This is a genomic window from Bradyrhizobium sp. CER78 (assembly GCF_029846235.1).
In the GTDB taxonomy this organism is placed as follows: Bacteria; Pseudomonadota; Alphaproteobacteria; order Rhizobiales; family Xanthobacteraceae; genus Bradyrhizobium.
Genome location: NZ_JARVWP010000023.1, coordinates 42,779 through 67,449 on the forward strand (window position 1 = coordinate 42,779; position 24,671 = coordinate 67,449).

The 24,671-nt window shown below is 59.2% G+C and carries 22 protein-coding genes; 1 reads left to right on the forward strand and 21 read right to left on the reverse strand.

All coding sequences use genetic code 11. The features are described from left to right. Positions 1-16: 16 nt before the first annotated feature. The 12 genes from QDT69_RS33185 to QDT69_RS33240 form a co-directional block, all read right to left on the reverse strand. A complete protein-coding gene (locus QDT69_RS33185; protein WP_279710678.1) occupies positions 17-2,401 on the reverse strand; it encodes a transposase family protein in 2,385 nt (794 codons plus the stop codon). Positions 2,402-2,595: 194 nt separating this feature from the next. Then, entirely contained in the window at positions 2,596-3,330 is a 735-nt protein-coding gene (locus tag QDT69_RS33190) for a TnsA endonuclease N-terminal domain-containing protein (protein ID WP_279710679.1), read from the reverse strand. 596 nt (positions 3,331-3,926) lie between these two features. Continuing rightward, the gene (locus tag QDT69_RS33195; protein ID WP_279710680.1) at positions 3,927-4,298 is read right to left on the reverse strand and encodes a hypothetical protein; all 372 of its coding nucleotides are present in this window, start codon (positions 4,296-4,298) and stop codon (positions 3,927-3,929) included. Positions 4,299-4,356: 58 nt separating this feature from the next. Continuing rightward, entirely contained in the window at positions 4,357-4,785 is a 429-nt protein-coding gene (locus tag QDT69_RS33200) for a hypothetical protein (protein WP_279710681.1), read from the reverse strand. A gap of 1,114 nt (positions 4,786-5,899) precedes the next feature. After that, the gene (locus QDT69_RS33205; RefSeq protein WP_279710682.1) at positions 5,900-6,478 is read right to left on the reverse strand and encodes a hypothetical protein; all 579 of its coding nucleotides are present in this window, start codon (positions 6,476-6,478) and stop codon (positions 5,900-5,902) included. Between the two features lie 304 nt (positions 6,479-6,782). Next, entirely contained in the window at positions 6,783-7,487 is a 705-nt protein-coding gene (locus tag QDT69_RS33210) for a hypothetical protein (protein ID WP_279710684.1), read from the reverse strand. A 708-nt stretch (positions 7,488-8,195) separates the two neighbouring features. Then, the gene (locus tag QDT69_RS33215) at positions 8,196-8,531 is read right to left on the reverse strand and encodes a DUF6634 family protein (protein WP_279710685.1); all 336 of its coding nucleotides are present in this window, start codon (positions 8,529-8,531) and stop codon (positions 8,196-8,198) included. A 366-nt stretch (positions 8,532-8,897) separates the two neighbouring features. Next, positions 8,898-10,280 (reverse strand): AAA family ATPase, encoded by a 1,383-nt coding sequence (locus tag QDT69_RS33220; protein ID WP_279710686.1) that lies wholly within the window; start codon positions 10,278-10,280, stop codon positions 8,898-8,900. A gap of 92 nt (positions 10,281-10,372) precedes the next feature. Further along, positions 10,373-10,621 carry a hypothetical protein gene (locus tag QDT69_RS33225; protein WP_279710688.1) on the reverse strand — a complete coding sequence of 83 codons (249 nt, stop codon included), beginning with the start codon at positions 10,619-10,621 and terminating at the stop codon, positions 10,373-10,375. Positions 10,622-10,636: 15 nt separating this feature from the next. After that, entirely contained in the window at positions 10,637-11,500 is an 864-nt protein-coding gene (locus QDT69_RS33230; protein WP_279710689.1) for a hypothetical protein, read from the reverse strand. Between the two features lie 619 nt (positions 11,501-12,119). Further along, positions 12,120-12,962 carry a metallophosphoesterase gene (locus tag QDT69_RS33235; protein ID WP_279710690.1) on the reverse strand — a complete coding sequence of 281 codons (843 nt, stop codon included), beginning with the start codon at positions 12,960-12,962 and terminating at the stop codon, positions 12,120-12,122. A gap of 705 nt (positions 12,963-13,667) precedes the next feature. Continuing rightward, the gene (locus tag QDT69_RS33240; protein WP_279710691.1) at positions 13,668-13,820 is read right to left on the reverse strand and encodes a DUF1127 domain-containing protein; all 153 of its coding nucleotides are present in this window, start codon (positions 13,818-13,820) and stop codon (positions 13,668-13,670) included. On the opposite strand from QDT69_RS33240, the gene QDT69_RS33245 reads away from it, so the two are divergent. Further along, a complete protein-coding gene (locus QDT69_RS33245) occupies positions 13,804-14,100 on the forward strand; it encodes a hypothetical protein (RefSeq protein ID WP_279710692.1) in 297 nt (98 codons plus the stop codon). The two genes, QDT69_RS33240 and QDT69_RS33245, sit on opposite strands and share 17 nt — an antisense overlap. Before the next feature lie 540 nt (positions 14,101-14,640). Here QDT69_RS33245 and QDT69_RS33250 read toward each other — a convergent pair. The 9 genes from QDT69_RS33250 to QDT69_RS33290 all read right to left on the reverse strand — a co-directional run bounded on the left by QDT69_RS33250 (position 14,641) and on the right by QDT69_RS33290 (position 24,665). Then, positions 14,641-14,910 carry an EthD family reductase gene (locus QDT69_RS33250; RefSeq protein ID WP_279710693.1) on the reverse strand — a complete coding sequence of 90 codons (270 nt, stop codon included), beginning with the start codon at positions 14,908-14,910 and terminating at the stop codon, positions 14,641-14,643. A gap of 307 nt (positions 14,911-15,217) precedes the next feature. Beyond that, positions 15,218-15,973, reverse strand: a complete 756-nt coding sequence (locus QDT69_RS33255; RefSeq protein WP_279710695.1) for a sensor histidine kinase — start codon at positions 15,971-15,973, stop codon at positions 15,218-15,220. A 64-nt stretch (positions 15,974-16,037) separates the two neighbouring features. After that, positions 16,038-16,436 (reverse strand): cytochrome o ubiquinol oxidase subunit IV, encoded by a 399-nt coding sequence (gene cyoD / locus QDT69_RS33260; RefSeq protein WP_279710696.1) that lies wholly within the window; start codon positions 16,434-16,436, stop codon positions 16,038-16,040. Next, complete coding sequence (locus tag QDT69_RS33265) at positions 16,433-17,065, reverse strand: cytochrome (ubi)quinol oxidase subunit III (protein WP_279710697.1); 633 nt, start codon at positions 17,063-17,065, stop codon at positions 16,433-16,435. Before QDT69_RS33265 ends, cyoD begins: the two co-directional genes overlap by 4 nt. Continuing rightward, a complete protein-coding gene (gene cyoB, locus QDT69_RS33270; protein WP_279710698.1) occupies positions 17,062-19,050 on the reverse strand; it encodes a cytochrome o ubiquinol oxidase subunit I in 1,989 nt (662 codons plus the stop codon). Before cyoB ends, QDT69_RS33265 begins: the two co-directional genes overlap by 4 nt. Next, positions 19,047-19,925: a ubiquinol oxidase subunit II gene (gene cyoA / locus QDT69_RS33275; RefSeq protein WP_279710699.1), complete on the reverse strand. Its 879-nt coding sequence runs from the start codon at positions 19,923-19,925 to the stop codon at positions 19,047-19,049. The genes cyoB and cyoA overlap by 4 nt, the downstream gene beginning before the upstream one ends. A gap of 1 nt (position 19,926) precedes the next feature. Continuing rightward, entirely contained in the window at positions 19,927-21,015 is a 1,089-nt protein-coding gene (locus QDT69_RS33280; RefSeq protein ID WP_279710700.1) for a heme o synthase, read from the reverse strand. A 492-nt stretch (positions 21,016-21,507) separates the two neighbouring features. Continuing rightward, a complete protein-coding gene (locus tag QDT69_RS33285) occupies positions 21,508-22,845 on the reverse strand; it encodes an NAD(P)/FAD-dependent oxidoreductase (RefSeq protein ID WP_279710701.1) in 1,338 nt (445 codons plus the stop codon). A 287-nt stretch (positions 22,846-23,132) separates the two neighbouring features. Beyond that, complete coding sequence (locus tag QDT69_RS33290) at positions 23,133-24,665, reverse strand: CoA transferase (RefSeq protein WP_279710702.1); 1,533 nt, start codon at positions 24,663-24,665, stop codon at positions 23,133-23,135. Positions 24,666-24,671 lie beyond the last annotated feature (6 nt).

Genomic DNA, 24,671 nt, shown 5'->3' on the forward strand with positions numbered 1-24,671 from the left:
TCAGAGATCCTTTCGGTTACCAGCCTTCGTCGTCCGCGGATGTGTCATCGGTCTGCTCGTCGGGCGCGATGGGCGGAGCTGCGACCGGGGCGCCCCAGCCGTCCTCGTCGCTGTCCTCATCTCGGATAAGCGTCCCGCGTGCCTTGGGGTCACCGGTGGGTTCACCACGCATCGCCTTGACGTAGGCCTCGTGCTCGGCTTGAGCTTTCTCGGCCTTTTTGCGCCGCTTGGTGCTTTGGCCTTTGGCGATCGTGGCCTTGCCGGGGGTGCGACCTTTGTTGGGTTCGTTGTCCCGGTCGAGCAGTTCTGCTGCGACTTGATCGGGGATCCCTTCCGGCTCGACCTTGTTGAGCCCTGCCGTTGATGCCTCGACTTCGGCGTCCCGGATGTCGTCCAAGGTGATTTCGGGGAGTTCGTTGACTGTGGTGTCGTCGAATTGTCCGAGCATCAAGCCGAGCCCGCGGCGCGCCTGGCGGGTCTCATGCATCGGCATTTGGCCCGCGAGCGTCTCCCAGTGATTGCGCAGCCTGTTATAGGCATCCCAGCGCTGCTCTTCGGTGCTGAACTCGAGATCCTTGGCTTTAGCGAATTCCCGGATCCGGTCGTGGTGCCAAAAAGAGAGGCCCTGGAGGAACTCCGGATCGGCATTCGGCATCGTCACCCAGTATGGGTTCGGTTCGCCGCCGCGGTTCCAGACAGAAATTGCGGAAGCATCGCCCGGATTCCATTTCACGATGATGCGCGCTCGCGACTGGCCGAAGGTGCGCGGATCCTGCGAGCGCTTTTTCTCAAAGCGAACGAGATCGTTCAGGAGCAGCGAGGTGACGGTCTCGTCGTGCCAGCGCATGTTCCGGAATTTGATGCCGTTGCCGGAGATGGTCGCGGTGTGAACGGGACCGAGAACATGGTCGAGCACCGCCACGTCCTTGATCCAGCGGCGGCGCTGGATCGCGAGGCCTTCCTGCCAGATGCGTGCAGGAACGGCTCCGATGCCGTCGTGCGTATCGTAGCTATAGTTCTCGATGAATTCGTGCAGCAGCTCGTTGAGGTCTTCGAGCGTAATCAGCGCGTCCCTGGCGGGATCAAGGCCGACCTGGCGCATGACGTAGACGTTGTAGCGCACCGCGCCGGCGAGCTTGTGGATCAGGCCCTGGTTAATGGTCCTGAATAACCGCTCGCAGATTGCCTTGTATTGAGGGGTGTCTGCCGGCGCGTAGTGAACTTCTGTGCCCAAATTGGCCATCGAGTGTTGAAACGACGGCGACTGATGAGCCCAGTCGCGATCCACGACGATTTCGGTAGGGCAGCCCCATCCGTCCCATGGCCGCTTGATCTGCGGGTAGAGCTTTCGGACGTAATGCTTGTGCCTGTTGACGCGCTTCATCGTCGCCAAGACGGAGTACAAGCCTGGCGGTTCGAACGTGACGAAGAATCCCAAAATCATCCGGCTGTAGACGTCGAGGCAGACGGTGAGGTACGGTCGTCCGAGCGGCAACAACAGTCTGCTGTCGAGAACGTGAACGTCGAGCGGTGTGGTGTCGATAATCGCGAGCTCGAGCGGCCGCGCCGCGGATATATGTTCGCGGTGACCGTGGATCTTCCGCCAAGCTTCGCTGCGGGTAGTCTTGCGAGCCCAATTGTCGAAGGTCAGCGCTCGGTCAATGCGACGGCGGAGCACCTCCGGTTGCGGATATTTGAGCTGCCTCTCCCTGAGCCGGCTCTTATTGAGACTCTGGATCGCTTTGCGGAGTTCGCTGTAGGCGTCCTTGTAGTCGCGCGTGCGGGCGCCGTAAAAATAGTCGATCACTTTGGTGATTTCGTTCTCGACCTCATTCGGTAGACGGCGCGGTGAGTTCTTGCCGCTGTTTGACCTGAAGGCTTCGAGCGGCCGCGCGCCGGGCCTCCCGCAATCATTGATGAAATGGCGCAGGCGAGCGACTTTCACTCGCCAAGGGTGTCCGGTGCGCTTCTCGATTTCGTCAGTTTCGTATTGGAGTTGACGGACGACGGGCCGCCAACGGTCGATCAGCTTTTGGAGCCCTCGGTCGCCCAGAGACCCGTTACCCTCTTCGTCCCATTTCTTGGTGTAGAACTGTCGGGCGAGCGCTTTGCGTCCCTCTGGAGTAAGCTTGACTTGTTCAGGATCGTTGGAGTCGGTCCAGCACTCGTCGGGGCCGAACTCGCGAATCTCAATCGGATTGCCGTCGGCGTCTTGCTCGATCAGCCGAATCTGGCGAAGCGCGTGCATTTCGCAGAACTTGTGCTCCGGCAGCTTGACCTCGTCGCGACCGGCTACCGTCTCGAACACCATGACATTGAAGGCCTTCCACCGGACGAAGCGGCAGAGCCCCTTCGATTGATGGTGGATCAGTGTGCCTTTCTTTATATCGAGCGATGACATGCGGGATCTCAGGGCTACGGATCGATATCGCGCGTGCAGCCGTCCTGGAGTTCGGTCAACACGTGCAGCAGGGACGCCGAATGGAACGAGCACGACCAGTCGGTTAGGATTTCCTTCGGGAGGCCCCAACAGATCCAAAGTTCCCTTGCAGGCCAGTTCGGAGGACGAGTGTTCTGCTTCACGGGCGGGCTCCCTTACTTGCTGAGCCGGATAGCGGCGTTCTCGGTCAGGACGACCGGCGTCTGCTGTTTGATGCGGCGATCGATATCGACGCGGACGTGGCGGCGGACTATCAGTGCGCGCAGGCGCGCGAGACCGTTCGGGCTCCACTCGTCGTTGGTGCGGCTGAGTGCGGCGACGACCTCGCCCCACGTCAGCGTTCCGTCGGTGGATCGGAAGGCTTCGCCGAGGCGGATGTAGTCCTCGGCCGAAACCGTAGTGAAGCGGTCGATCCGGATCAGCCGCGCGTTGGCCAGGCGATGGCCTTCGGCAAGATATTTTTCTGCGGTCAGAATGCGGAATCTCCAACCGCGGAGTGCGCAAACCCGGCGAGCGAGCCGCAGCTTATATTCGTAGTACGGATCCCGGCGAGCCTCGGCCTCCCTCTTCTTGATCTCGATGATTTCGATGGCGGTGTCGGCGAGGTCGCGCTCCACGTCAGGAAAGTAGTAAAGAATGCTGCCGTCGCTCATGTGGAATTCCATGCGCATCGGCTGCGTCATGAACGAGCGCACGTTCCAGTCTGCCTCGCAGACCCAAACGAAGTGGCGCTCGGTAATCCCTTCCCAAGGGAGCGCGATGCCCGCCTTGAGGGAGGGGAATTCGCCGGTAGGGATCTTCAGCACCGCTTGGATGACCGTGCGGAGAGGGCCGCCGCCGCGGGCGCGTACGATCCGGACGAACTCGAGCTTGAGTCTCTTCGTGCTCATGATCCTAGGTGGCAAAGCTTCGCCGTTCGACGGGAGAGAGGCCCGGCGTCGCGGTGGATCGATTTGTTGTCTGGCGCAGTATTCTCGTTTGAGGAATCTACGACGGCCTAGATGTCGTTGCGAGAGGTGCGGCTTGGCGCGTCCCAAGTTAGAAGCGTTTTTCTTGGCTCACGCCAAAATTTCGCATAATTTTGGTCGAAGGAGGCGCGGGACGCGAATGGTGACGGCAGGCGCGTTCGTCGTCAGAACGAAGGACGAGCCAGCAGCAAACTGGATGATCCGTTCGCGGAGCCTCGGAGCCATCCCGCTTCGTGCGGGTGGAGCTGTTATCGGCTATGCTTGAGATGGTCGCTTGTTCGCGGAGTTATGTCGGCGATCTGCGGCGTTCATTCCAGTCTGCCCTATTGGGAAGTTGCGAACTGATCCCTACTTGCCGCTTGTTAGCATTCTCGCGACCTTACAGATCGGTTCGGCGCAACTCGAAGGGTAGAGTTGCTCGCCTTATGGCTGGCTGCTGGAGGCATTGATTCATGCCCACCTTCGTCGCATGAACCACGTGACGGGCACGTTCTGACTTGGCTTCGGGCAAGCCGCTCTTATGCTTCACTATTGCCGATCAACCAGCGTTTCAGTCCAGCCGAGCATTTGACGGACTGTAGCGTAAACTCGATGTCGGCATTAGTGATGAGCCTCTGCCACGTGCCAGAGCGAAAGGCGACCAGGTACGCTCGCGTCACGTTCCACCTGATGCTGAAGACCTTTCTGCCTTCCCAAATGTCGACCATTTGCTCGGTCGTGAACCCTGTACACCAGATCGTCAAGCCGCTAATTCTTGCCTCGTTCACGCGGTGGAAGTAGCCCCGTTCCGGGTTCGCGATAATCCTCTGACGGCCAATATGGCTTAGGATGCGCAGCGAGGCATCGCGCAGTTGTATCGCCGCTGCGATTCGAGTCCCGGAAGCCATCATGATCGTCTCCCTTGCTTGATAGGGAAGGAGCCCCGCCGCTCCTCGGTAAGCTGCGGGCTCAGCGTTTAGCAGGTGTTGGCGGGTTTCGGTCCGCTGCTGCTGCAATGCTTCTTAGCCTCATTTCATTGATGCGGCGTTCAGCAATAGAGCGGGCAGACGGGCCTTCATTCTGTTCGATTCGGTCGAGTAGTCGCTCTCTGCAGACGATCCAGCGGTTTGCAACTTTGTGTCCTATCGGCTGTCTCTTCGCAGCAACCTTCTTGCATTCCTTTCGCACCGTTTCGTCGCTACATCGCCAAACGTCTGCGGCTTCCTTGAGAGTAAGCGCACGACCATAAAGAATTTGAGCGACCACGTCGTTGTCTCTCGTGAGCTGACGAAGGTCGGTCATAATCTGCTTAAGATTGAGAGTGATCCGGCTCAGAATGGGATCTTCGATCATCGGATCCTGAAATGGATCTTGCGCAGGATGTTCATTGATCTTCATCGTCACTGCATCCTTCTAGCCAAGCTCCGCCATTCGCCGGGATGTCCTGGCGTCGGGCGAATGAGTGGAAAGTGGGACTAGGGAGAACAACCTCGGGCGAATAGGCCTTGCTTTCGCGAGGCGCGCCTGTACGCTCCGGATGTCTCGTTGGGTGTCCTTCCGAGGTTCCTCTCTGGTTGGTCTCTGATGAACGGGCGGTCCTGGCTGAAACAGGGCCGCCTTTCGTCGTTTGAACGTCCTCGATCGTCGGTTACCGATCCCACAGGACACCTCGTTCCGAATGGAATTACGTGAGCCTTGTGGGAAGCTATCGGCGGTGCCTTCTAGAGGTGTGCGTAACCTCCATTCTGTTGCCAAGTAGATAGTGACTCGTTCTGCCAGCGACTCAAGCGGATTCTGAGCAGGGAGATTGTACTCGGTCGCGCCTCTCACGTACCGGAGCGGATGATCTGTTAGGTCATTCTCGATGTGGTCGGTATTGTGCAATTGCCTGCTTTGGACGATCGTTTGACTTTCGCGTTGCTCGTTCGAAACGCGAATCCTAGAAAATTTGGTGGCTTCTGGTTCGCCCCACCACTTTCGTTTTGTTCCGAATGATTCAAGGGTTCGAGGGGTTAGGATTCGCTAGGTAGATTGTAGGCGTCGGGTGACTCGATGAAATCTAGAGGGCTGACACAGAACGATGTGCTAAGGACTCAGTGTTCAAGGATTTGTCGATTGGGCCCAAGGAATCGACTAGCTGAAATCTGCCGACTTGCATCCTAGTAATGGGATCGCCCGGTGAGGTCGAGCGTGCTTGCTGAGGAAGAGTTGGGCGTAGCCGGACGGAGCGAAGAAGCGAGAGTATTCGGTTCAACAGATCTCACCTTCTTTACCTGCTCACGGGGATGTGAATGCTATCAGCCTCGATTCGTTGGCGAGGCCAGTGCTTAGGCGCCAGGGAGTTGTCGTGTCCATCGTACCGGAAAAGGCCCACCGTACGGCTTGGAACAATGGGGGTATGTCGAACCCGTGAGAGCTGCCTGCCTCATGGACACGGAAGGGCTGATACCAAACCGCAGTAGGCGCGGCATAGGGGAGCGAAAAAACGTCGATTGCTTCAGCGGTTTGGACCTCACGTCAGATGGCGAATCTTGCGCGCACGGCCCAATAGGGTCGAATTGTTGCGCCAATTGTCTACGTGCGCTGGATAGATTTCGACAAATTTGTCTTGAAGCCAATCGTAACGTCGGCAAGCCACGCTAAGATTGTCTCTAATGAATGCTCGAACGATGTGGACGTCCTGCAGTGCGCTAGGAACTGGCACCGAGTTACCACGTGAGTGGTCGGGACAGGCGGTGAGGAGCCGGTTTCCGCTACTGAATAGCTGTCCTTTGGCTCCGCATATCGCGCAAGTGCAAGCCGACCGCGCCTCGGCCAGCTCAATTGCTTCATTGATCATGCGCTCCACGGAAGTGGGAATCGAGGCGTCGGCCTTCCAATAGACCTTCAGGCAACCGCGCCCTTCTAGGATCTGTACGAAATAAATCGGATATCCCGCTGCAGCTGCAGAAACGCGCTCGACAAGCTTGCTTACGATGTCGCACCATCCATCATGGCAGACGGGATAGCCAGGCGAAGCCGCAATGCCACGAAACCTCCGAACGAACACTTCCGGATGGAGATTGACGAGATCCTGCTGCCAGTTCTTCATCAACGAGTTCTCCCGCTAGAGGAGGAGGGCGCCGAATAACGTGGTGCGGGACGGCCTTCGATCCGTCCACCGGCCCGTGTTTCCGCGCCGAGCGGACGCGAGAGTTCAAGGGTGCGTACACCCTTCCAAACGAGAGCGCATACAGCTTTCATCGGACTGAGGTCCCGAATTGTGAGCAGCCTCTTACCCTGCAGGGCGCGTTGGAGTGCGGCCTTGCTGGAACTATCGACCGGGTGGCCACGAAGCTTGGGGACGAAAGGCAGCGGATGCTGGTGGACTGGCAATCGCTGCCAACTCTGCTCGATCATTGGCCGGCCTTTCCGAACCAGTTCAATCCCATGGCAATTGGCCAGCGATCGCACCTCCGACCAACGACGGAATGGGGACCGAGCGGCTTCGCCGGATCGATGGCGAGCACACCCTGAGAGACTAGCGCACCGAGCAACGGCATCGGATCTCGTAGTCCAACGATCTTAGCTAACGATTGGACAGTGAGATGCTGACGGGCAGCCAAAACGCGATCGACGGACGCTCTCAACGGCGGCGGCACCCGATGCTCGCGAAAGCTCCAGAGGTGGCGCGTGTTGCTTGCGCGGGGCTCACTATCAATAACGGCAGAATCAATTTCAATAAGGTTCAGTTCGTGGCTTTGAAGGGCAAGCAGCAACAAGCCTTCGCCGTCGAGGCTTCTAAATGGGCGTTGGTCGATGAGGTCGAACGCAGCGCGTTCGCCGTCGTCCAGATCGGCTACGAACATTTCGAGTGGGACTTCGCGACCTGAATAGGGAAGGGAGGTACGAAATTCGAGCGCTGTGACGTGCGGGTCGAGTAGAAGCTGAATACCGAACTCGTCCAATCTCGACAAAGACGTCGGGAGGCCCTTGGGGGCATCTGGATATTGAGTTTGAGCAGAGCGAGTTCGTTCGATTGGACTCACCCGGAAGTCCGGTTGGGATTTGTCGTTGCGGGCAGCGCGCCCGATAGCAGGTGTAACCAATTTTTTCGGCATCGTGGTCGCTCCTCCTCCGGACAGTCGTCGTCCTTTCGAGGATCTGATCGAAGACCGATTGAAGCTAAACATCCCACGACGTTCTAAGTCAATAGATAGCTAGATAGCGAGCTATCTAGCTATCTAGATATCGATCCCAGTGAAAATCTGTCTCCAGTCCCTTCAAATCGCGACTTGTGGATGCCCTGGAAACGAGCCGTATTCTGACTTTCCCCTTGTCTTCCAAGGTGTTAACTGGTTGCGATAGCTGGCTATCTGCAGCCTCCCGATTCCGTCCAGGAGAAAAAAGTCGGTGCAAAAGCCCAAAGAAAAGGCATCCCCCGCTCGTAAGCGAGCCGATGGGCGTCGACAAATGTTGATCTACCTCTCAAGGGAGGTCATTACAGAGCTTAAGCAGGCGGCGCTCGATCGCGAACGGCCTGCTTACGAATTGGCCGAGTCCGCGATCAGGGATTGGCTTTCGCGGCACAAGCGGAAGAAATAGGTAGCTTTCGAGTTCGGTAACTTATCTAGACGACCCCCGATCGGGACGGGCGGAGCAGTCGCTAGAGCGAGAATACGGTTCATCTTCGACTTAGATAGGCGTCGTTGTATGAGCGATGCTCATGGGGCGCCGAGTGTACCGGCGCGTACGACAGGTCGATCAGCGGCTGGTGAGGGCGCAACGAACCGATTGTGCAGACTCGAACTCTATCGCGATTTCTGTGATCACGTTGAGGTAGTCGTCGCATCGTCCGCTCGGTCTCCGAGCCGGTAGACTCGATTCCAGGTGCGCGCCCATTTGCGGTTGCGGTCAAGCCAGATCAATGGTGAGGTGCGAATTGTCGCGGTGTCATAGAGCTGCGGATGCCCGGTGACGCGTCCCAACAATACGAGGACCCTTGGCCAAGGATCTCGTTCGCGCTTGAACCGCAACACAGTCGTGCGCCAGCCCTCGAGCAGAGGGGCGCAGGCGAGTTCGGGCGACGACGGTTCTCCGCCCTTCAGATAAGATTCGAAGTCGCGCTTCAACTTTGCCGCGGTATCACGATCCTCTGAGGGCATGTGGAAGGTCCCAATCATTTGTCCGACTTGGCGCTAACCCGCTACGTCGGACCGGCTTCCGAGTCGGTAGAGACGATGCTTGGTTCTCGCCCATTTTTCATTGCGGTCGAGCCATACCAGTATTGTCATCGTAACCAGAACTTCGTCGGTTAGCCCGGGACGTTTGGCGACATGGCCACTGAGCGACATGGCGTCCTTGAACAACACCGAGGATGCTGTCTCGATTCTTTCGTACACAAGGTTCACACACCACCGCTCTAGGAGAGGGGCGCTTGCAAGCTCAACCGGTCTGGGTCCTTGGCCCTTGAGATAGCGCTCGATATCCAGTCTAAGCACTCGGTCGAAATGGTCCTGTACAAGCGACATTCAGTGCCTCACCGCAGTGGCATTGCGCGCCTCAATGGTGGCTGCAACGATTTTCTGCAGCTTGCGGATGCTGAATCCGGCCCGTTCCCAGGACCGGGCAATTAAGTCGAGTTCATCATAGGCAAGCGGCCAAATGAATGCCTGGTCGCCGTTCTCGATCGCGAGATCCTGCAATACTTTGGCTGCAAGGAGTGGCAGATCACTCACCCGAGGCGCTGGGATCTTGATGATACGGAAGCGATCCTGCAACGGGGCGGGCAGGGCATCGATCGAGTTTGCAGTCGCGATATAGGAGATAAAGGACAGGTCCAGCTCGGCATCGAGTGAGACGTCGCGGTACCTCGCCGCCGTCTCGCTCTCGAGGAATGGCAAAAGGGCGTCCCACAGTCGGCCGTTGTGCGATGAGGTGCCAGCTTTCTCAATCTCATCGACCATCAGAATCGGGTTGGCGATGCGCATCTGATGGATAGCGCGCACCGGCGCTGAAGGTGTGGTGTTACTCCATGCTTTCGGACTGCCGCCGAACATGTTGTCGGAGGCGCTGGCCCCGTCGTAGCGGTAGACGCCGATCCCGAGCAGATCACCGATCCTGCGCACGAGGCGCGACTTGCCGACGCCGGCAGGCCCGGTCAGAAGCAGAGGTTTGAGCCGTACTGGTTCACCGTTGCCCAGGTTGCGCAGTACGAGGTCGATTGCGGTGGTGGCGTGCGGATACTCGGTCATCAACGTGGCGCGCACCCTGCCAAGGTCGCGGGCGACGACCAGCGGCAACCTCAGATCGAGAAGGTCCTTGAAGCTGGACTGCTTATCAAGAGCGGATGCCTTGTTCTTGGGCATGACGACAAGCCCGGGCTCCGTTGGCTTATCTTGCTGTTCGCTTTTGTTCGGCTCGGGCGTGGTTGGCGGCTCATGCGAGGAGGCATCCTGATCCCGCGTCTCGAGATAGGCGATGAAAAAGATGCTCCGCGGTTCGTCCTTGAAATCGCCCCTTGCCGCACGCCACCATATGCCGAGGCGCTGAAGCGCCAGAGGTTTGCATACTTTGGCGATTGGCGAGTCCCATAGGTGCTCAATGGCGTAAGCCAATTGCGGCAACACAACTTCGAAGGTTTTCTGCTTACCGGGATCAGCCGCGAGCATGAGCGCCGCGAGCGCCTCCTCGCCGCGGCCAACCGCGAACAAGCGGTCGGCGAGCTTCTCGCAGGCCTGCTTGCTGCGTTCCTTCCTGCCCGACCAGAAATCGGCCGCAACTTGATCGCGGAAACCTTCGCTGTCGCCAATGCGCGCCCAGAATAGCAGTGCGGCCGGGGGCCAGCCAGACAGACACAGAAGCTCGACCGGCAAAGGCGCCAATACCGAATCGCTTGTTACGTCCTGAGCCATTACTCAGTTCCTCGATGGCGCAGGCTTGGCTGCGTATGATCGCTTTGGTTTAGTACGGCGAGGAGGCCGCGAGGCGTCGCCGAAAAGCCGCATCACAATTTGCTCAGATCGTTCGGTACCTTGCCGAACGAGCAGATGATTTTGGCGTCCCGAAAATCTCCCGTCGCCGGATCACCCGTCCGGCTGAACGCAAGCGCGCCGACGTAGCCGGGCTTATGCGAAAACGCCTTGGCGCGTATCACTGCCGAATTCGGGTTGAAGCACTCGACAGCTTCGCCAGGCAGGATGCCGTTGCAGGTGGCGACGAAGGGCAGGGCGACGTAGTAGGTGACCTCGGACATTCCAGGACCTCCCACCTAAAGTCCTTCCAGGATTTCGCAGATGGCGTCCTGCTCATCGTCTTCGAGAAGACTGAAAGGGTTACCTTCGCGCGCGGCGAATGAGGGGTAGTCGCCGGTCCGCCCGTCGGGCGCACGCGCTTCCTGCACGTACTTCATCCCGAAATTGCGTTTGAACGACTGGATCGACCAACCATCGACGGTGAACTCGCCGATGCCATGGTACAAAAGTTTCCAGCCATCCTTTGGAGAGACGACCTCTGGGCGCGCAGACCCGCTTGCGATACGCCGCAAGATGTCCACCACCTCCGCAACATCGACTTGGCCCGGCGGCAGCGGCGGAAACTGCCGCGCTGCTGGTGGATGACGACGCGCCTTGGCCAGGATCTCCGCGATCTCCGGCAGGAGCGGACCTTGGCCTTCTGCCTCGTACCACACCCGGCGATGAAGCTCGGACAGCGCGTCTAGAGAATCGTGGAATGCGTCATCTGCGATCCGCCGACGGCGCCAGTCGCGCCAGAGCCTATCGATCGCGTCGAGCCAGGCCGCCCCCCATTTGCCGGCCACAGGTCGGCGCCATGCAACGACGAGGTGAGGTCCGTTCCATTCTGGCGGCGCGGCCGCGCGAAGCCGCGCTTCCAGCTCGATCCGGTCAGGCTCGTTCATGGCCCAGGTGCGGGCATCCCGTATTTCGATCTCGACGTGAGGCCCGATAAAATATCGGAGCGCTTGCTGATCCCACCTTTGCTCCTGCATGATCGTAGCCGCGGCCGCTGGAATGCCCGCGGACTCCAAAGCGGCGAGGACCGCCTTCCACTCCGCGTGATCGGTTACCAGTCCCATCGAGTGACGATGGTTATTCTCCAACGCATCCGTACTCATCTTTGAGCTCCTGTCTTTCGACAGTCGTAGCAAGGCGGACTCTCGTCCGCTGGCGGTCCTAAAGTTGGCTTGTCGCTTTGAACCTCTCGATCAAGTGGTCGACCACACCGGCGCCGGTAAGAAGAAGCGCCTTACCCGACCCCACTAGAGTTCGACGGATCAGACTTCACGACCTCGTCTGAGGCCCTTGCCAGCAACGCCCATACGGATTGCGCCCGAGCGTGTCCGTGTACAAGGCAACGAACTGTGCGAGGCGGAGTGCCGGCAATGGGATTGCTCGCTTCGCTCGCCACGATTTGGTAGTCCGAGATCTCTGTCAGATCCGAAATGTTCGCTATTCGCATTGCAGCGATCGTACGCCGCATGGGCTCGTATCCGCCCGGTACGAGATCGACCGTTATCACCAGCATCCCTCATTTCCTCCGAACTGTGAAAACATTTTCCCGCGCGAGCGCCGGATGCGCGTGGCGCCGTCGAAGAGTCGGTACTAACCCGTTCCTATACGCGGGCAGGGGTCTTGAGTGGTGTTGACACGGTCGCACGGGACCAATGGAATTGCATCCGATGCTGCCTTCTATTTCGAGTGCTCGCAGATGTCGGTCCTGCGTCCTTCCCAGCCTTAGATTTCAATGACGAAGTTTGGATTAAAGTGCGGGTTGTCCCAGGCGCGCTGCTGCGGCAGCCAAGGTCCATAACCCTTGGCGTTCGACACCACTCGCGTCGCGCCGATCACCGTGTCCTCGGACTCATGGGTGTGTCCGTAAATCCAAAGATCGGCGGGTATCAAAGCGTCGCGTCCGGCATCGCCGGACGCAAGCCGCATCAGGGCGGTCAGGTCACTGCGGTATGCCGCGTCGAGCATCTCCTCCTCGGAGAGGCGCGAGTCTGGATAGTGAGGCGGCAATCGGTACGCGCGGCTCGGTATTGGTGCGTGATGGGTGACCACCACCAGCGGTCCGTTACGCGGCTTTCGCATCTCGGCATCGAGAAAGCTACGCGTTTGCATGTGGCGGCCCAGAGCGTGGTGAGGCCGAAACCGCTGCTTGTAGTGCGCCATCCTGATCTTCCGGAAATCGTTCATCCGTTCAGCCGCGACTCTCATCGCGCGGTACGGCTCGCCAAACAGATCGAAGTCCGTCCACGCGGTACCACCTGCGAAGGTCACGTCGCCAAGCCTGATCCAGTGATTCTGCAACACAAACAGCTTGGTGCCCTCAGCGGCTGCCATCGCCTTCCGGACAGTCTCGTCGATATCGGTCCCATAGGCTTCGTGATTACCCGGGACATAGATCACTGGATTGTCCGGGACGCGCTCGAGCAGCCATTTCACGCCCCGCTCCATGCGCGGGATGAGATCCCCGGCGACGACCAGGACGTCGAATTGTGGACGCGCGCCTCCGGACGGTAGGTCCCAGCCGCGGGTCAGTTCGACGTGCAGATCTGACAGGATCCACAAACGCACGGTTAATCCTCCTTTTGTCGCGTTTCTTTGAGAGGAAACCACCGTTGGGAACCGCGAATCCTCATCCGGAACTTCGTCCCGCTTAAGCAAGTCGCGCCAGCCTTGCCGCAGTCGGAGGAGACTTGGGCCGCAGCTCGCGCGCCCCTCGACGGAAGGATGAGGTCGGAGGCAGCCTCAACCAGTACGACACTCGAAGCTCGAACGACGCTTGTCATCAAAACGGCCTCAGCACTACTTCCATTAGATAGAACAAAGCAGGAACATGAAGCCGAGTCAATAACTAGATATCTAAATATCTAGCTATCTGAACCCGTTCGGCTCACGAGCTCATGTCATCGAAGAAAAGCGCAGTATCCTCTTGGCATCGCGGTAACAGAGGTCAGATGTCTCGCAGCCAGGCGATCAGCCTGATGTTTACTTTGTCGGGCCGTTCCTACTGGGTCCAGTGGCCGCAACCGGGTAGCAAATCCATACGCGCAAATCGGGCAGGGCGTCTTTCATCAGCGGAAGTATGTTTGCGAGCATGGTGAGGACGTGGTCGCGATCGCCGCCGATGTAGAGTGCGAGCTGCTCGATCCTTCTGCCCTCGAACGCGCGGAGAAAGGCATAGTCGCGAACGTGGTTGCGATAGCGATTGAGAGGGCCGCGAAAATCCGCTCCGCTGCCATATGAGTTGGGCGGGCCGAAACGTCTGGTTGGGGAGGATCAGCCGTTATAGTTGCCCGCTGCTACGCGCAGAATATCCGAGCGATGAAGGCCGATGTCGGCCAATTCGCGATCGCTGAATTGGGATAGCTCGGCGATATTGCGCCGACGGTCCCTGAACGCCTTGATCATGTTGATGAACGAAAGCAACATTAGTAAGTCTCCTTATCGTTCGATTCAGCTCTCGCAAAATGCGGTTTTCCAACACATCCAGCTTAAAGACGATCGTGATCAGCGGTTCAATTGGACGCCGGTGGTCGTCGGACACACCGAAGGGGAACGGAACGATACAAAGATTTATGACACTCCCTGCTGGTCGTGCCGCGCACCAGCGATGTTCTCGGCCATCAATGCCACTGCTGATGCGACATCGAGCTGGAACGAAAACGCCGCGGCCATGCGCAAGGTCGCGGCGCTCGTGCGATGCGGTTGACCCTAACGCCTGCCGTGCTGGTCTTGATCGTAGGCCTGCAGTATGCGGACAAAATCGGCCATGCTGGATTGATCCCGACTTTCGGTCACAGCCGCAACCTGAACATCGGACGCGGTCTGGCTCCCTTGCCAAATCCGGATTAGGAGATCGGCGATGTTTCTCATGGCGTACTCTCCGCAGCCAACTGTGGCGGTAGACACCAATTGCTGGAGCGGACGCGGGCTCGATCAGGAAAAAGGTCGGCGGGCGCTACACCGCCGGCCTTGTCCTGCAACTGCCGGCTCGCGGGCCGGTTCCGTTGCGCGTCACTCCGCATTCATGGATAGCAGCGAGTACCTGATGGAGCCATTGCGCGCGGGTATGAAGCGATCGGACCAAGGAACGCTCGGGCTAGTGCATCGGTATAAATCGACTAGACGTTGGTTTAGTCCCAGGTTCACCTGGCATGCTCGGCCGCGCCAACCGGGCGGCAGAGCGCCGTAACGAACCGCTTTGCCGCAAAGGTCTCCCGCCGCCAATCCGCGCGTTTTTATGCCGCGCTCAGATCGGCGTCACATCAGTGAAATTGCGTATGTCTTCGTCGATCTCATGGGCGTGCGGGCCAAACGCCGACCGGCACTCGTCGAGCGAGTCACACAGCAGGTGGCACATGGCGACATACGCGCCCGCACGTCTTCCATCCCGATCCGCGAGCCCCTTGTCGATGGTGTAGTATTTCAAGGCCCCACCCATCCTGCTCTTGATGAGCGGCAGGTGTTTTATGCAGTAGTAATCGTCGTCGAACCGAGCATCCGGTTTGTTGGGATACATGACGCTAACCTAGATCATCGCTTACTCCTAGAGATTGTCATACGGCAGCTCCTGCGCTGGACGCGTCGTGTAGACGGCTTACGGCTCCGGCCTCATCGGCAATCACCGCGATTGCATCCGCCTGCTTGACGGCACGTCGTGTGGGACGATTGGCGACATTCGTGCGCGCGAGCTCGATCGCCCGCCGGCGATCGTTGCCGCAGGCGGCGTAGAACTCTGCAGCATGGTCCGCAAAGGCGAGCAGATGCCCTCAAGAAGCTGATCGAAGCCGGAACGCGCTGCGGACGATCGCGGTGCCGATCTTCGATCAAAAGGGTGCAGCGATCGCTGCTGCTGAGATCAATTGGATCGCTTCATCGCCTGGTCGATCGTTCTGACCATCGTGGCGCCGGCCGGACTGAGGGCGGCGGATTCTGCGCCGCCTCAGCGGACCAATTTGTGCCGCACCAGCGGCGCGTTGCTCGGCCCTGGTCATTGGGAAGGTGAGAAGAAAGGACGATCCTTCCTCGCCGCAAGACGTATGAATGCGGCCGCCCAGACGGTTGGCTAACTCGCTGATGATGGTTAGCCCGCGACCGCGCCGAACGGCGTCAGGTGCCGAGCCATTATCAGAAACCCTGCACTTTGCGACATTGTCAGCAAGACTTAGTTCCACTCGCACTGCAGGACGCCTGCTGTCAAACTGCGCGTGCCGCGCCACATTGGTCAGTAGCTCGGACACAATGAGTCCAAGCTTCCAGGCGCGTTCTTTCTCAAGCAGCAGATCGTCCGCTGAAAACATCAAGCGAATCGTCAAGGGCGCCAGCCGGCATTTCGTGATCGAGACGCAGAGCTGCTGAAGGTATCGCGCGGCATTGGCAAGACGCCCTCGATGCGGCGTGTGTAATGCGCCGTGAACGTCGGCGTATTCATGCAGGAGCTCCACGACGTCGAGGAGGGCGACCTTGACCGCAACGTTATCAGATTTAATCGCTTTTGCCGAAACCGCGCAGATAGCAGATGTGAGATCGTTATCTATCCTGTGATTCAACTCGCGAAGAAGCAAGGATTCATCGGGGTACATTTCGTGCTCCTACAGGTCTTTCTCTCGCTCAAGCCGTAGCCAGGCGCTGGGTGATATCCCCTGGTCAGCGCGGCATCTGCAGATTCATCAACTCGGAATGGCCCATCATATTCTCGTTCAGATTGGCCATGATCACGAGCGAGCCCGCGAGAACCAGGAAGACAATGAGCACGCCAAAGGCGAGCGCCAGCACGTTATTGGTGCTATCGGGTCCAGTCGTGATGTGAAGGAAGAACACCAGGTGCACTCCCATCTGAGCGATGGCGAGGACGGCGAGCCCGGCTGGCACCCCGGGCGCCCAGATTACCGAGGTGTTTGCCACCCAAAAGGACGTGACCGTCAGGATCACGGCAAGCAGCAGTCCGATCGTGTACACAAGGAAACCAGAAGACGTTTCTTGCTCCGACGCGGGGATCGTCGGTCGCTCTCCCGGTGCAACGTCCCAATGTGTTTCGGCGGTCATGGAAGGACTCCCATCAGATAGACAACGGTGAAAATAAGAACCCAGATGATGTCGAGCGCGTGCCAGAAGAGGGAGAAGCAGTGCAGGCGGCGCACCACGGCGTCCTGAAAACCTCTCAGTGACAGCTGAACCATCATGAGAACCAGCCATGCCAGTCCGACCGTCACGTGCAGCCCGTGACTGCCGACCAGCGCAAAGAATGCGGAAAGAAACGCGCTGCGTTGGGGCGTCGCTCCCAACGCAATCATGCCCTGGAACTCGTTGAGCTCGAGAGCAAGAAATGCCGCTCCCAGAAGGAACGTCACCACGGCGCCAAGGAAGGTCGCGAGATAACGCTGCGAGTTGATGGCCAAGGACATCATTCCACAGCTGTAGCTGGAGAGCAGGAGAAGGGCAGTCTCCATTGCGACGTTGCGCTGGTCGAACAGCTGACCACCGGTCAGGCCACCCGCGCTCGCCTTTGCAAGCACGGCATAGGCCGCAAACAGCGCGGAGAACATCACGATGTCACTCAGCAGGAAGATCCAGAACCCAAAGCCGGCGATGATCCGCTTGGGTGCGGGACCCGCCTCGCTGATATCAAGCAGTTCGCCGTGGCGGACTGCATCCATCTCAACTGCGACGTTCATAACGAAACCTCCACCGGGTGCGCGCGATCGAACAGAGCGACCTCATCTGCGGGGATCTCGACTTCGTCCTTCGTGCGGAACATGAAGGCGAGCAATGTCACGGCCGCGCCGAGAACTCCGAAGCCTGCCATCCACCAGATATGCCAGATCAAGGCGAAGCCGGTGACGACTGTGAAGAACGCGGTCACGAAACCGACAGGACTGTTCTTGGGCACTTCGATCGGCCGGTACGCGTGCTGCTGCACGGGCAACTCCTGCTTCGCAAGCACGCGCTGCTTGTGGGTCCAGAAAGCATCAAGCCCATCAACACGCGGCAGGACCGCAAAATTCCAGGCCGGAGGCGGTGATGCCGTGGACCATTCCAGAGTGCGGCCGTTCCAGGGATCGCCCGTCGTGTCGCGCAGTTGCGCACGGTGGCGAATTGACACCACGATCTGGACGATCTGACAGATGATTCCAGCAAAAATCACGATTGCGCCTACCTCGGCGACCAACAACCATGGTTGCCAGGCGAGAACATCGGAGTGCTGCAGGCGGCGGGGCATACCCATCAGCCCTGTCACGTAGAGCGGCATGAAAGCGAGGTGGAAGCCGACGAACCAGCACCAGAACGCCGCCTTACCCCACCGCTCATCCAGCTTGAAGCCGAATGCCTTGGGAAACCAGTAATTGTAGCCGGCTATCGCCCCGAACAGGACGCCCGGGATGATGACGTGATGGAAATGGGCAACCAGGAAAACACTGTTGTGGACCTGCCAATCGACCGCCGGCAATGCGAGCAGAACGCCCGTCAAGCCGCCGAACACGAACGTCACCATGAAGCCGATCGTCCACAACACCGGCACCGTGAACCGGATTCGACCGCCGTACATCGTGAACAACCAATTGAAGACTTTGACGCCCGTCGGCACACCGATGATCATGCTGGTGATGCCGAAGAAGGCGTTGACACTCGCGCTGGCGCCCATCGTGAAGAAATGATGCAGCCAGACCGTGTATGAGAGTACGCAGATCGCCATCGTGGCGAGCACCATCGAGCGATAGCCGAATAGCGACTTACCCGAAAACGTGGCGGCGACCTCGGAATAGACGCCAAATGCGGGCAGGACCAGGATGTAGACTTCGGGATGGCCCCAAATCCAGAACAGGTTCACATACATCATCACGTTGCCGCCGGCATCCACGGTGAAGAAGTGAAAGCCAAGGTAGCGATCGAGAAGAAGCATTGCGAACAGCGCGGTGAGGACGGGGAACGCCGCCACAATCAGCAGGTTCGAGGCGAGCGCCGTCCAGCAGAAAACCGGCATGCGCAAGTAACTCATGCCAGGAGCCCGCATCTTCAGAATCGTGGTGACGAAGTTGACGCCGCTCAACAAGGTCCCAATGCCCGAGATTTGCAACGACCAGAGATAGTAGTCGACGCCGACTCCGGGTGAGAATTGCAGCTCACTAAGCGGCGGATAGGCGAACCAGCCGGTCTTCGCGAATTCGCCTATAGCGAGCGACATGTTGGTGAGGAGAACACCGGACGCGGTGAGCCAGAAGCTGATCGAGTTCAGCGTAGGGAACGCGACATCGCGGACGCCGAGTTGCAACGGGACAACAAAGTTCATCAGTCCGATCACAAACGGCATGGCCACAAAGAATATCATGATCGTGCCATGCGCCGAGAAGATTTGGTCAAAATGCTCGGGCGGCAGGTATCCTTGCGCTCCGCCGACTGCGACGGCCTGCTGCGTGCGCATCATGATGCCATCCGCGAATCCGCGCAGCAGCATGACCAGCGCGAGGACGATATACATGACGCCGATGCGTTTGTGGTCGACGGAGGTGATCCACTCGCGCCAGAGATAGGGAACGTAACCCTTGAGCGTGACCCACGAAAGGATCGAGCCGATGACGACGATCATGACGCCGACCGTCCCCATGATAATCGGCTGATCGAACGGGACAGCACTCCAGTCCAGTTTACCAAGTAGAGTCATTGTTCTGCCCTCATCGATGTGGGATAGCTGCGGCACAAGGCGGCGTCAGACTGCATTGAGGTCGTCCGGATGGTGTCAAACAGACCGGGCGCGACCGAGTGATAGGTGAACGGGGTCACCGCAGCGCTAGGCTTGGCGAGATCGGCATAGCTCTTCGAATCCAGCACCAGTCCAGCGCTGCTGGTCGAAGAGACCCACTGCGCAAAGCGTTCGGACGGCATCGCGTCGACGTTGAAGTGCATATCCGCGAAGCCGTCGCCGCTGAAATTGGCCGACAAGCCGCGATAAGTTCCCGCGTAGTCGGCTCGCAAGTTCAGCCGCGTCACCATTCCGGCCATGGTGTAGATCTGGCCAGCGAGCTGTGGCACGAAGAAGCTGTTCATGACGCCCGATGATGTCAGCTCGAAGCTCACCGGCGTGCCGACGGGTATCGTCAGGTGATTGACGCTGGCGACACCCAGTTCCGGATAGATGAACAGCCATTTCCAGTCGAGCGAGATGGCTTGAACCTTGATAGGCCTCGTAGAAGAGGCAATCGGCTTGGGCGGATCGAGATCGTATGCGCCAATCCATGCCACAGTGCCGGTGAGCAAAATGGTCATCAGCGGGATCGACCAGACGAGCATCTCTAGGCGGCCAGAATAGACGAAATCCGGCCGATAGCGCGCGTGGTCATTCGATGCGCGGAACCAGAAGGCAACGCCAAGTGTCGCAATGACCACCGGAATCACGATCGCCAGCATGATGCCGGTCGCGTTGATTAGAATCTGCAGTTCAGCAAAGGCAATGGGTCCCTTCGGATCGAGCACGCCTTCGGTGCAGCCACCGAGTAGCAAGGCGCCGGTCAGGGACAGAGCAAGCAAACAGATTCGCATGTCAGACCTCGCGAGTAATGAGAGTGGGGAGGCCGTTTGCGACGCGAGCGGTGCGTGGCAGGGCCTTGCCGTGTGCCCATCCGCCGCTGTGGCGAGCATGCGGGGCAGGGAACCGCGAGAACGCACCAGCGCGGTGGTCGGCCAGGAGCGCCGCAAACAGCGCGAACAAATAGAAAATCGAAAAAAGGAACAGCCTGTGAGCCGCGCGCCGATCGGCTCCAGTGCTCTTGTTCACCTGGTGTGCGAGTAGAAGGAAGAGCGCGCTGCAGGCCGCTGCGATCACGCCATAGATCACGCCTGCAAATCCGAGCACCCAAGGCAGTTCGGAGGCGAGAACTAGGAGGACGCTGTAGACTAGGATCTGCCGCGCTGTTGCGGCCCGTCCCGCAACAACCGGCAGCATGGGGACGCCGGCGCGGGCATAGTCATCGCTGCGATTAAGCGCGAGAGCCCAGAAATGGGCTGGTGTCCATAGGAAGATAATGAGGAAAAGCGCAAGCGGCTCGAGTGCAGTTTGTCCGGTCGCCGCAGCCCATCCGATCACGGGCGGCAGCGCGCCGGCCGCACCGCCGATAACGATGTTCTGGGATGTTCTCCGTTTCAGCCACGCCGTGTACACGGCAACGTAGAAGAGAATTGTGCCGGCCAGCAGCGCGGCCGCTGCGAGGTTCGTTGCCAAGGCGAGAGCTGTAACCGCAACAACGGCAAGCACCAGTCCAAAGACAAGCGCCTCGATCTTCGAGACCTTGCCGCGGGGAATGGGCCGCATCGCGGTACGAGCCATGACTGCGTCGATATCGGCGTCGTACCACATGTTCAACGCACCGGCGGCTCCGGCGCCGGTGGCGATTGCTAGAATTGCAATGAAGCCAGGGAGTGGATCGAGGCGGGTTGGCGCAACCATTAATCCGACGAATGCGGTGAACAGCGCGAGCGCCATCACGCGCGGCTTCATCAATGTGACGAAGTGGGGTAGCCGCTTCACCAAACTCGACCGTGAGGCCAACGTGAGACGCGATAACGGAATCGCTGTGGTATTCATGGTGGTCGATTCCTCAAGCCAGAGAGTTGTCTGTGTGAAGCCCTTCATTTCGCCGTCGCAACGATCGTGCGCCTTTCTGACAGTTAAACTGACGAGTTCTAGAACGTGAGTGAAGGCTGCCAAATTCCTGCAAATCCATCTTAGCGATCGCAAGCATCTGGATCCGGTAGGCCTTGAACGCCCATCGAGATGGAAATGCGTCAGCCGATCGCACGCCTCTGCGACGGCTGGCCAAGGAGGTTTTACGTCGGGTTACAACCATTGGTGGCTTACGAGACCGATAGACATCCGATGATGCCGCCGCGAGCTGCGCGAGCCGTCCTCTTGCAGGACGTCGCTCATCGAATTTGAGGTCTTCCGGCTAGAAACTCGCCACTAGACATCTCGAGGCAAATCAAAAGCTCAACTCTGCGTGCCTCCACTGCTGCTCTCCCCGACGCAGGTCTGCTTGTTCGACGCGCACGCCTTTGAATCCGTGTCCAACTCGATTCAGTTCTTGGCGCTGCGCGCTCAATCATCCGATCGATAACGAGTGAGCCCCTAAGGTTCAGGTATCAATCGCGAGCTGCGCTGACCGGTGAAATACGACCAGAGCCACTGGCGCTGTACGCGCAGGCGGTTCTGTAACTGCGGCAACGAGAGGATGTGAATGAACGCCCACACCAGCCACGTCAGGAAGCCGCTGGTGCGTAGCCAACCACGCTCCAGTACGGCGTAATTCTTGCCGACGACTGCCATGTTGCCCTTGTCGAAATAGCGGAATGGGCGTTTGACCTTCTGCCCCTTCAGCTCCTTTGCGATTAACCGCCCGACATAACGTCCTTCCTGGATCGCCGCCTGCGCGACGCCTGGTACCGGGTGTTCGTTTTGCATGACCGACGCCGCATCGCCCACGACAAAGACGCCGGGCGCGTCCACGACCTTCAGGAAGGGATCAACGAGCGCGCGCCCGGCGCGGTCCGTCTTGGCGCCCAGCATCTTTGGAATAGGCGATGCCGCAACTCCAGCGGTCCACAGCACCGTGGCGCTGGGGATCCTGACCGTCGCGCTGGGGATCCCGCTTTCGCTGGCGACCACGCCCTCCGCGTCGACGGTCTTGACCTTCACTCCGGTCAGGACTTTCACACCGAGATTCATGAGCCGTCGGGTCACCCTGCGAGAGAGCGACTCGGCAAAGGTCGGCAGAACCCGGCTACCGGCGTCGAGTAGAATAATGCTGGCCTGTGCCGGATCGATGCGGCGGAAATTTCCGCGCAGCGTGACCCTCACCATCTGCGCCAGAGACGCCGCGAGTTCCACGCCTGTTGGGCCGGCGCCGACCAGCACGAACGTCATTTGTCGCGCGCGCTCGCTGTCGTCCTCGGTCGTTGCGGCCAATTCGAACGCGCCCAGGATTTTGGCCCGGATCGTCTCGGCGTCGCTGAGATTCTTGAGGCCCGGCGCATGCTGCGCGAACTCGTCGTGCCCGAAGTAACTCGGACGTGCGCCGGTCGCGACCACCAGATAGTCGTAGGCGATCTTGCGAATGCCCACGCCGGGGGAGGACGCCTCGATCGTGCGGGAAGCGACGTCGAGCCCCGCGACCTCGGCCAGCAGCACGCTCAGGTTTCGCTGCTTTACCTCGAGCTGACGGATCGGGGCGGCGATCTCCGCAGGCGAAAGGACCGCCGTCGCCACTTGGTAGAGCAGCGGCTGAAAGATATGGTGGTTGCGGCGGTCGATCAGGACGACATCGACATCGGCGCGCCGCAGCGCACGTGCTGCAGCGATTCCGGCAAAGCCGGCGCCGACGATGACGACACGCTTTCGCTCCCGGTGGGCAGCCTCGACGCCGGGGGGCGCTTTATCAGGCCCAGTCTCGGCCAACATCAAACTCATAGGTTCACCTCGTTGGTGGTCATTGACGGCTTCAGCGAGCTTCTGTCGGGAACGATGCTCTCAGCGCTCTCGCCATTCGGGTTCGCTACGGCATACCGGCTCACGAGAAACCGCTAGTTTGCAATGCGCGGGCTTTCCCGGTGAGGGGACTGCGCTGAGCGAATCTGGCCTCAGCGTGATCAGGAACAGCGCGAAGCAAAGGGCTCCCATGATGAACGTGACCACGCTCAACACATCCTTCATGGGAGGCTCCGATGCAGTTCCTGCTTCGTGGGACCGCTATGGTCTCAACGCTCCAGCCATTCGGGTTTGCTCGAGCCGCGCGGCACAAGCACCGTCCTGAACGAGCCAGGAGTCTTCGAAAGGACACCCTGGTCGGTCATGCCCTGATACGTGCCCAGCGGGGTTTCCGCAGTGAACAGATCAGGTGCAATCCTTGCGTGCTCGTCGGATGAACCAGCGGTCGAGCGGGCATAGTTCTTGTCGAACAGTCCGAGCGAATACAGCCACAGCATCGTCCGTGTCAGAGACACGGTGACCCGATAGCTGCCGCCCTCGACGGCGCGCCTACGCAAAGCCGCGAGAACGCCAACCGTTCCAAGCCAACCCACGACATTGTCGCACAGCGGTATGATGGGCGGCGACTTCGGATGCGCAGGCGTACCCTCGATGCAGAACAGTCCCGATACGGCGCCCCCAATCTCATCGAACCCCGGTCGACTCTTCCACGAACCTTTGTTGCCGTGGAGCAGGACCTGAGCATGAATCAAGCCAGGCTTCTTCGCGGAGAGCGTTTCGGCATCAAGACCGTGGCGCTCCAGATAGCCGGGACGCCGATTGGCAAAGAAGATGTCGGCAACTTTCAGCAACTCGTCGAATTTCGCACGATCCTCGTTGGAGGAATCCAGAATGGCCTGGCGCATCCCGACCTGGACGTCCAGGACAAACGCGTCGTGCTCGGGATCATCCGGACGCCAGAGGTTGAGAACATCGGCTCCATACCAAGCGAGGTCTCTGCCGATACCGGCCCCGGCAATCACGTGGCCCATGCCGAAGGCGCGTATGCCGTCCAACGGGGTCTTTGCGTCCTTCTTGAAGGGGATTGGGTCGCTCTCCCCAATCTTCTCCACTGAGATCAATGGCATTCTGGAGAGCACCTCGGTGTACTGGGGCTCGTTGCGGAACTCCTCGAACGTGCGCACCTTGGCGAGGACGAGCCCGGCCTCGGCTGCCGCGTCCTCCAGTTCATCGGCACGCCACTGGAGGATGGCGTTGTTCACGGACTCGGGGCTCGCGCTACACCGAAGGAAGTTCAGAGCCCTGGCTTCGCCTTTGGGATAGATGTTCAAAGCGACGACGTGGCGTCCGTCGCGGGTTTCACGAAACAACGGCAGCTCGAAGAACGGGTTCGTGCCCTCGACGAAGAGCAAAGGGGGGCGTCCATTGAGGGTTTCCCACTTCTGATCGAAGAAGCCGCAGAACCGCTGCAGTGCCTTGCGGACATCGACGGAGATATCCTGGCCCTCACCCGTGCGGTCTCGCCAAAGTGAAGCTACGGCAACGGCCTTGGAGGCGAGACCGATCGCAGCCATGCTGCCAAACTTGAACTGGCTCGGTACGATTGGGTCGCTGCCGTAGAAGCTAATCTTACCGCCGCTATCCCCGGTCGACAGTGCGACATCCTTCAGGACATCGTTGAGAGCGCCGTGCAGGTCCATTTTCGAACCGCTCTCGGGATTGCTGAACTTCGATTCAATCGTCTCGGTGAGTAGATCCGGCTTGAGCTCTTCTGCAGCCTGGAAGGTCGTCGCGATGTTCATGTGCAA

Bases quoted from the DNA above. Each gene is read 5' to 3' on its own strand.
- QDT69_RS33185 (WP_279710678.1), bottom strand. From the start codon at position 2,401: ATGTCATCGCTCGATATAAAGAAAGGCACACTGATCCACCATCAATCG.
- QDT69_RS33190 (WP_279710679.1), bottom strand. From the start codon at position 3,330: ATGAGCACGAAGAGACTCAAGCTCGAGTTCGTCCGGATCGTACGCGCC.
- QDT69_RS33195 (WP_279710680.1), bottom strand. From the start codon at position 4,298: ATGATGGCTTCCGGGACTCGAATCGCAGCGGCGATACAACTGCGCGAT.
- QDT69_RS33200 (WP_279710681.1), bottom strand. From the start codon at position 4,785: ATGAAGATCAATGAACATCCTGCGCAAGATCCATTTCAGGATCCGATG.
- QDT69_RS33205 (WP_279710682.1), bottom strand. From the start codon at position 6,478: ATGAAGAACTGGCAGCAGGATCTCGTCAATCTCCATCCGGAAGTGTTC.
- QDT69_RS33210 (WP_279710684.1), bottom strand. From the start codon at position 7,487: ATGCCGAAAAAATTGGTTACACCTGCTATCGGGCGCGCTGCCCGCAAC.
- QDT69_RS33215 (WP_279710685.1), bottom strand. From the start codon at position 8,531: ATGCCCTCAGAGGATCGTGATACCGCGGCAAAGTTGAAGCGCGACTTC.
- QDT69_RS33220 (WP_279710686.1), bottom strand. From the start codon at position 10,280: ATGGCTCAGGACGTAACAAGCGATTCGGTATTGGCGCCTTTGCCGGTC.
- QDT69_RS33225 (WP_279710688.1), bottom strand. From the start codon at position 10,621: ATGTCCGAGGTCACCTACTACGTCGCCCTGCCCTTCGTCGCCACCTGC.
- QDT69_RS33230 (WP_279710689.1), bottom strand. From the start codon at position 11,500: ATGAGTACGGATGCGTTGGAGAATAACCATCGTCACTCGATGGGACTG.
- QDT69_RS33245 (WP_279710692.1), top strand. From the start codon at position 13,804: ATGAACGAAAGCAACATTAGTAAGTCTCCTTATCGTTCGATTCAGCTC.
- QDT69_RS33240 (WP_279710691.1), bottom strand. From the start codon at position 13,820: ATGTTGCTTTCGTTCATCAACATGATCAAGGCGTTCAGGGACCGTCGG.
- QDT69_RS33250 (WP_279710693.1), bottom strand. From the start codon at position 14,910: ATGTATCCCAACAAACCGGATGCTCGGTTCGACGACGATTACTACTGC.
- QDT69_RS33255 (WP_279710695.1), bottom strand. From the start codon at position 15,973: ATGTACCCCGATGAATCCTTGCTTCTTCGCGAGTTGAATCACAGGATA.
- cyoD (WP_279710696.1), bottom strand. From the start codon at position 16,436: ATGACCGCCGAAACACATTGGGACGTTGCACCGGGAGAGCGACCGACG.
- QDT69_RS33265 (WP_279710697.1), bottom strand. From the start codon at position 17,065: ATGAACGTCGCAGTTGAGATGGATGCAGTCCGCCACGGCGAACTGCTT.
- cyoB (WP_279710698.1), bottom strand. From the start codon at position 19,050: ATGACTCTACTTGGTAAACTGGACTGGAGTGCTGTCCCGTTCGATCAG.
- cyoA (WP_279710699.1), bottom strand. From the start codon at position 19,925: ATGCGAATCTGTTTGCTTGCTCTGTCCCTGACCGGCGCCTTGCTACTC.
- QDT69_RS33280 (WP_279710700.1), bottom strand. From the start codon at position 21,015: ATGAAGGGCTTCACACAGACAACTCTCTGGCTTGAGGAATCGACCACC.
- QDT69_RS33285 (WP_279710701.1), bottom strand. From the start codon at position 22,845: ATGAGTTTGATGTTGGCCGAGACTGGGCCTGATAAAGCGCCCCCCGGC.
- QDT69_RS33290 (WP_279710702.1), bottom strand. From the start codon at position 24,665: ATGAACATCGCGACGACCTTCCAGGCTGCAGAAGAGCTCAAGCCGGAT.